We start from the raw sequence: 6,000 nt of genomic DNA, 5'->3' as shown, positions 1-6,000 counted from the left end.
ACCACGTACACCTGCTCGTGCACTACCCGCCGAAGATCGCACTGTCGAAGCTGATCAACAGTCTCAAGGGAGTCAGCTCCCGGTACCTGCGGGCGGAGTACACCGGCCGGATCAACAGGATCGGCATGGGGTCCGTCTTCTGGTCCCGCTCCTACTTCGCCGGGTCCTGTGGCGGAGCGCCGCTGACTGTGATCCGTCAGTACATCGAGAGCCAGAAGCGGCCTGTCTGACCGCCACCACGAGGACGAAGAACACTCCGGCGCTTCGCTCCTCCGCGTCGAGGATGCGTTTCCCTCCCCGGCTGAAGCCGGGGATACCCACGCAAGATCAGGGATGGACTTCGTCTCGATCCGCATCATCACCGGCGACGTGGCGCGCCTCGTCGCGTTCTACGAGCGGGCCACGGGGGCGCGGGCGACGTGGGCCACCGAGGACTTCGCCGAGCTCAGGACCTCGGGCGCCACCCTCGCGATCGCCGGCACCCGCACCGTTCCGCTGTTCGCCCCGGGCTCCGCCCGCCCGGCGGACAACCACAGCGTGATCACCGAGTTCCTCGTCGACGACGTGGACCGCGTCCACCGCGACCTGGCCGGTTTCGTCACCGACTTCGTCGCCGGGCCCACGACGATGCTCTGGGGCAACCGGTCGCTGCTGTTCCGCGACCCCGACGGCAACCTCGTCAACTTCTTCACCCCCGTCACCCCGGCGGCCGTCGAGAAGTTCGCCCGCTGAGCGGAGGGGGTCACTGGGGCTGGTTGCCGTGTTTGCGGGAGGGCTGGTCCACGTACTTGGTGCGCAGCATGTCGAGGGCGTCGATGAGTCTGACCCTGGTCTCGGCGGGGTCGATGACGTCGTCCACCAGGCCGCGTTCGGCGGCGTAGTAGGGGTGCATGAGCTGTTCCCGGTACTCCTTGATGTGCTGGCCGCGGGCGGCCTCGGGGTCGTCCGCGGCCGCGATCTCGCGCCGGAAGACGACGCCCGCCGCGCCCTCGGCGCCCATGACCGCGATCTCGTTGCCGGGCCAGGCCAGTGACACGTCCGAGCCGATGGAGCGGGAGTCCATGACGATGTAGGCGCCGCCGTAGGCCTTGCGCAGGATCAGCTGGATACGGGGGACGGTCGCGTTGCAGTAGGCGTAGAGGAGTTTCGCGCCGTGCCGGATGATGCCGCCGTGTTCCTGGCCGACGCCGGGCAGGAAGCCGGGCACGTCGACCAGGGTCACCAGCGGGATGTTGAAGGCGTCGCACAGCTGCACGAAGCGGGCGGCCTTCTCGCTGCCCTTGATGTCGAGGACTCCGGCGAGGGCTGCGGGCTGGTTGGCGACGATGCCCACCGCGTGGCCGTCCAGCCGGGCCAGGGCGCACACGACGTTGGGCGCCCATGCCTCGTGCACCTCGAAGAAGTCGCCGCCGTCGACGATCTCCTCGATGACCGCGCGCATGTCGTAGACGCGTTTGTCGTCGAAGGGCACCAGGTCGAGCAGGGCCGGGGTGAGCCGGTCGGGCCGGTCGGCGGCGGGCTCGGACGGGGGCTGTTCGCGGTTGTTGGCGGGCAGGAAGGACAGCAGGTAGCGGACGTCGGCGAGGCAGCTCTCCTCGTCGTCGTAGGCGAAGTGGGCGACTCCGGACAGGGTGGTGTGGGCGTCGGCGCCGCCGAGTTCGTCGTGGCTGATCTTCTCGCCGGTGACGGCCTGGACGACGTCGGGGCCGGTGATGAACATCTGCGAGGTGCCGCGCACCATGAACACGAAGTCGGTCAGGGCCGGGGAGTAGGCCGCGCCGCCCGCGCAGGGGCCCATCATCACGCTGATCTGCGGGATGACGCCGGAGTTGCGGACGTTGCGCTGGAAGATGCCGCCGTAGCCGGCGAGTGCGGTCACGCCTTCCTGGATGCGTGCTCCGGCGCCGTCGCACAGGCCCACGATCGGGGCCCCCGCCGTGGCGGCCATGTCCATGATCTTGTGGATCTTCTCGGCGTGGGCCTCGCCGAGGGAGCCTCCGAAGATACGGAAGTCGTGGGCGTAGGCGAAGACGGTACGGCCGAAGACGCGGCCCCAGGCGGTGACGACGCCGTCGGTCCAGGGGCGCCTGTCCTCCAGGCCGAAGCCGCTCGCCCGGTGTCTGCGCAGTCCCTCGACCTCGGTGAACCGGCCGTCGTCGAAGAGGAGTTGGAGGCGTTCGCGGGCGGTGAGCTTGCCCCTGGCGTGCTGCGTCTCGGTGGCCTTGTCGCTGGGGCCCCGGCGCATCTGGGCGCGTACGGACTCGAGTTCGGCGACCGTGCCGCGCCGCTGCCCGACCGGCGTTTCGTCCAGGGCGGTCATGAAGATCCCTCCGGCCGTCGTGATCAGCCATCCGTGCGATGAGCCGAACGCCAGCGTCCGTCAGGCGACTTGAAGCCGGTTGGAGCGCCGGACGACGGGCGGGCGCGGACGTGCCGGACGCTCCAGCGGCGCTCCAGGGCGCGTCGAGTGGAACGTGTCAGGCTCGGGGCCGTGAGCTCCGATGCGGACGGTCATGAGCCTTCTGGGAGCACCGAAGGGCCCGCCGGTGTCCCCCACCATCCCCCGAGGGCGTCGGCGGGTTTCCTGCCGGTTGCGCTGTCGCAGTCGCCGTGCCCGTCGCGGTCGCGGTCGCGGTCGCGGTCGCGGTCGCGGTCGCGGTCGCGGTCGCGGTCGCGGTCGCAGCATGGCTCATTTCGGTGCCATTCATGGCTCACCGTGATGCCATGTACATGTCATAGTGGTGTCGCGTAAACGGAATGACGCCGGGTACGGCGTACGACACGAAGGAGCCCCCCACCATGTCCGTCACCCTCAGCGACCAGGACAAGCTCACCCTGCGGACCGCCGCCTACGGCGCCGTGACGCTGATGGCCGCGGCCGCCGGCGCCGACTCCCCGCACAAGGTGGCCACCCAGGGCAGCATCGCCCTGACCACCGGCACCGGCCTGGTCGGCCATGTGCTGGCGGAGAAGTCCTCCCCGGTCGGGGACCTGGGCGGCAAGTCCGCGGCCGAGATCGCCGACCGCGTCCTGCCCGCCCTGACCGCCGCCGTGCAGCTGCTGAAGAAGCAGGCCCCCGAGGAGGCCGACAACTTCCGCAGCACCGTCCTGGTCGCCGTCGAGGCGTCCACCCGTACCTCCAAGGGCGAGCCCGGCCCCACCCTCACCGCGACCGCCGGCAAGATCACCGCCGCCCTCGACGCCGCCTGACCCACCGGCCCGCACCGGTACGCCCCCGGCGCCGCTCCGTCCTCATCGCACCCTGGCTCCGCCGCGGAAACCTCCGGCGGAGCCAGGGTGTCTTCGCGTACCACCGCGCACCCCGCCGTCGTGTGTCCCGGCGCTGTGTGTCCCGGCGCTGTGTGTCCCGGCGCTGTGTGTCCCGCCGGCGGGACACGGCAAGTGCGCCCGCCGACAGCCGCGTACCGGTGCCGAGTTGTCTTGAACCGCTCCTTCGCGTGCGTGAGCGTGGAGGGCGGCCAATGCCGTGACAGGCGCAGCAAAAAAAGAGGGGGCACACGTGGGACACACCGGCACGGACACGGATGTGGTGATCGCGGGCGCCGGGCCCACGGGCCTGATGCTCGCCTGCGAACTGCGGCTGGCGGGCGCCGACGTGATCGTGGTCGAGCGGCTCGCGCGGCGCTCGGGCGAGTCGCGGGCCGGCGGGATCCACTCGCGCACCCTGGAGATACTGGACCAGCGCGGCGTCCTGGAACGCTTCCTGGCGGAGGGACAGCTCCAGCCAGTGGGCCATTTCTCCGGCCTCTACCTCGACTTCGACGAGTCGGAGTCACGCCACCCCTACCCGCTGATGATCCTCCAGTCCGCCATCGAGCGGCTCCTGGAGGAGTGGGCCGCAGAGCTCGGCGTGCAGGTGCGCCGCGGGTGCGAGGTGAGCGGGATCGGCCAGGACGAGCACGGTGTGAGCGTCGAGGTCACCGGGGCGCGGGAGGCGCCCGTCACGCTGCGCGCCCGCTATCTGGTGGGCTGCGACGGCGGACGCAGCACCGTGCGCAGGCTGGCGGGCATCGGTTTTCCCGGCACCGAGGCGACGATGACGGCGCTGATCGGTGACGTCGAACTCCCCGGTCTGCCCGAGGACTACGTGTGGGTGCGGCGCACGCCCGCCGGCGACTACTCGGCGATCGCGTTCGAGCCGGGCTGGCACCGGGTGATCACCTCCGAGTTCGACCGGGTCGCCGACCGCGAGGAGAGCGTGACGTTCGAGCGGCTGCGGGAATCCCTGGTCCGGGTCGCGGGCACCGACTTCGGCATGCGCAACCCGCGCTGGGTCTCCCGGTTCAACGACGCGGCCCGGCAGGCCGACCGGTACCGCAAGGGGCGGGTGCTGCTCGCCGGGGACGCGGCGCACATCCACTTCCCGGCCGGCGGGCAGGGGCTGAACATGGGCGTGCAGGACGCGGTCAACCTCGGCTGGAAGCTCGGCTCGGTGGTGTGCGGCCGGGCGCCGGAGAGCCTGCTGGACACCTATCACGCCGAGCGGCATCCGGTCGGGGAGCGGGTGCTGCACAACACCCGGGCGCAGTCGGCCCTGGTGCGTCCCGGACCGCAGACGGACGCGCTGCGCGAGGTGTTCGGCTCCCTGATGGTGTTCGACGAGGTCAACCAGTACCTGCGGCACCTGCTGACGGCGCTGGACATCCGCTACCCCGTCGACGGCGACCACCCGCTGACCGGCCGCCGGGTCCCGGACGCCGACCTGAAGGGCTCCGGCGGCGCCACCCGGGTCCATGAGCTGCTGCACGCCGCCCGCCCGGTCCTGCTCGATCTGACCGGCTCCGCGCGGACGGCGGCGGCCGCCGCGGGCTGGGCCGGCCGGGTGGACGTCGTCGAGGCGCGCAGCGAGGACGAGACCTGGATCGTCCCGGCCCTCGGCGAGATCCCCGCACCGGCCGCGCTCCTGATCCGTCCCGACGGCCATGTCGCCTGGGCTGCCGAGGACGACGCCGCACCCGACACCGGCGCGCTCACGGCCGCCCTGGAGACCTGGTTCGGCCCGGCCCTTCAGGGCTGAGCGACCCCCTTGCCCGAAACGAACGACCGGCCGGATCCCGTCAGCGGGCGGGACCGGCCGTGACGACCCGACGAAGGGACAACTCATCGTGAACAGCACGTGGTTGCGACGCTTCACCACGACCGCGGCGGACGGACCGCGGCTCGTGTGCTTCCCGCACGCGGGGGGCTCCGCGACGGCGTTCAAGGACCTGGCGCGCGCGCTGCACCCGGACATCGACGTGCTGTGCGTGCAGTACCCGGGGCGCCAGGACCGCTACCGCGAGGAGCCGTTCACCGCGCTGGCCCCGCTCGCGGAGGCGGTGACGGAGGAGCTGGCCGGTGAACTGGCCGCGGACGGGCGGCCGTACGCCCTGTTCGGGCACAGCATGGGCTCGCTGGTGGCGTTCGAGACGGCCCGACTGCTGGCCCGGCGTCAACTGCCCGCCCCGCAGCGGGTGTTCTTCTCCGGCCGGGGAGGTCCCGACCTGCGTGACAGCGCGTACGACCTGTACGACGACGCGGACATGCTGGCCGAGGTGCGGCGGCTGGGCGGCACCGACCAGTCCATGCTCGACGATCCCGACATCCTGGAGCTGGTGCTGCCGGCGCTGCGGGCCGACTACCGCATCCTGGGCTCCTATCGCGCCACCGCGGGCGAGCCGCTCACGGCCCCGGTGACCGCCCTGATCGGGGACAGCGACCCGATCGCGTCGGTCCAGGACGCCCACACCTGGCGGGAGCACACCACCGGCGACTTCACGGTGAAGGTGTTCCCCGGCGGCCACTTCTACCTCTTCGACCAGCTCGACCGACTCACCACCGCGATCACGGAGGACCTGCTCACCGGGGCCACGGTTTCCTGACCGGCGTCCGGCGGATGCCGGCGCACGCCTTCATCGGCCATACCGCCCCGGCCGGGCCGGACCTGACGGGGCGGCGGTCCGGGCCCTGCCGCGGCGCGGCAGGGGATCTGGAACCGCA

6 protein-coding genes are annotated in these 6,000 nt (G+C 71.7%); 5 read left to right on the top strand and 1 reads right to left on the bottom strand.

The genetic code is table 11. The features are described from left to right. On the top strand, window positions 1-230 hold a 230-nt coding region (tnpA, locus tag ACZ4AA_RS31280; protein WP_467610191.1), incomplete at its 5' end, for an IS200/IS605 family transposase. A 103-nt stretch (window positions 231-333) separates the two neighbouring features. Continuing rightward, the gene (locus ACZ4AA_RS31275; RefSeq protein WP_467610188.1) at window positions 334-732 is read left to right on the top strand and encodes a VOC family protein; all 399 of its coding nucleotides are present in this window, start codon (window positions 334-336) and stop codon (window positions 730-732) included. Window positions 733-742: 10 nt separating this feature from the next. On the opposite strand, the gene ACZ4AA_RS31270 is transcribed toward ACZ4AA_RS31275, so the two are convergent. Continuing rightward, window positions 743-2,320: an acyl-CoA carboxylase subunit beta gene (locus tag ACZ4AA_RS31270; protein ID WP_467610185.1), complete on the bottom strand. Its 1,578-nt coding sequence runs from the start codon at window positions 2,318-2,320 to the stop codon at window positions 743-745. A gap of 479 nt (window positions 2,321-2,799) precedes the next feature. Between ACZ4AA_RS31270 and ACZ4AA_RS31265 the strand changes: the two genes are divergently transcribed. From ACZ4AA_RS31265 to ACZ4AA_RS31255, 3 genes are all read left to right on the top strand, one after another. After that, window positions 2,800-3,210, top strand: coding sequence for a hypothetical protein (locus tag ACZ4AA_RS31265; RefSeq protein ID WP_467610183.1), 411 nt, complete (start codon window positions 2,800-2,802; stop codon window positions 3,208-3,210). A gap of 310 nt (window positions 3,211-3,520) precedes the next feature. After that, on the top strand, window positions 3,521-5,038 hold the full coding sequence (locus tag ACZ4AA_RS31260; RefSeq protein WP_467610181.1) for an FAD-dependent monooxygenase: 1,518 nt from the start codon (window positions 3,521-3,523) through the stop codon (window positions 5,036-5,038). A gap of 88 nt (window positions 5,039-5,126) precedes the next feature. Next, entirely contained in the window at window positions 5,127-5,882 is a 756-nt protein-coding gene (locus tag ACZ4AA_RS31255; protein WP_467610177.1) for a thioesterase II family protein, read from the top strand. The last annotated feature ends 118 nt before the right edge of the window (window positions 5,883-6,000 follow it).

This window comes from Streptomyces sp. NPDC024698 (assembly GCF_055559015.1).
The sequence above is the reverse complement of the archived record's forward strand: the minus strand, read 5'-3'. Positions and strand labels throughout refer to the sequence as shown.

Bases quoted from the DNA above. Each gene is read 5' to 3' on its own strand.
- ACZ4AA_RS31275 (WP_467610188.1), top strand. From the start codon at position 334: ATGGACTTCGTCTCGATCCGCATCATCACCGGCGACGTGGCGCGCCTC.
- ACZ4AA_RS31270 (WP_467610185.1), bottom strand. From the start codon at position 2,320: ATGACCGCCCTGGACGAAACGCCGGTCGGGCAGCGGCGCGGCACGGTC.
- ACZ4AA_RS31265 (WP_467610183.1), top strand. From the start codon at position 2,800: ATGTCCGTCACCCTCAGCGACCAGGACAAGCTCACCCTGCGGACCGCC.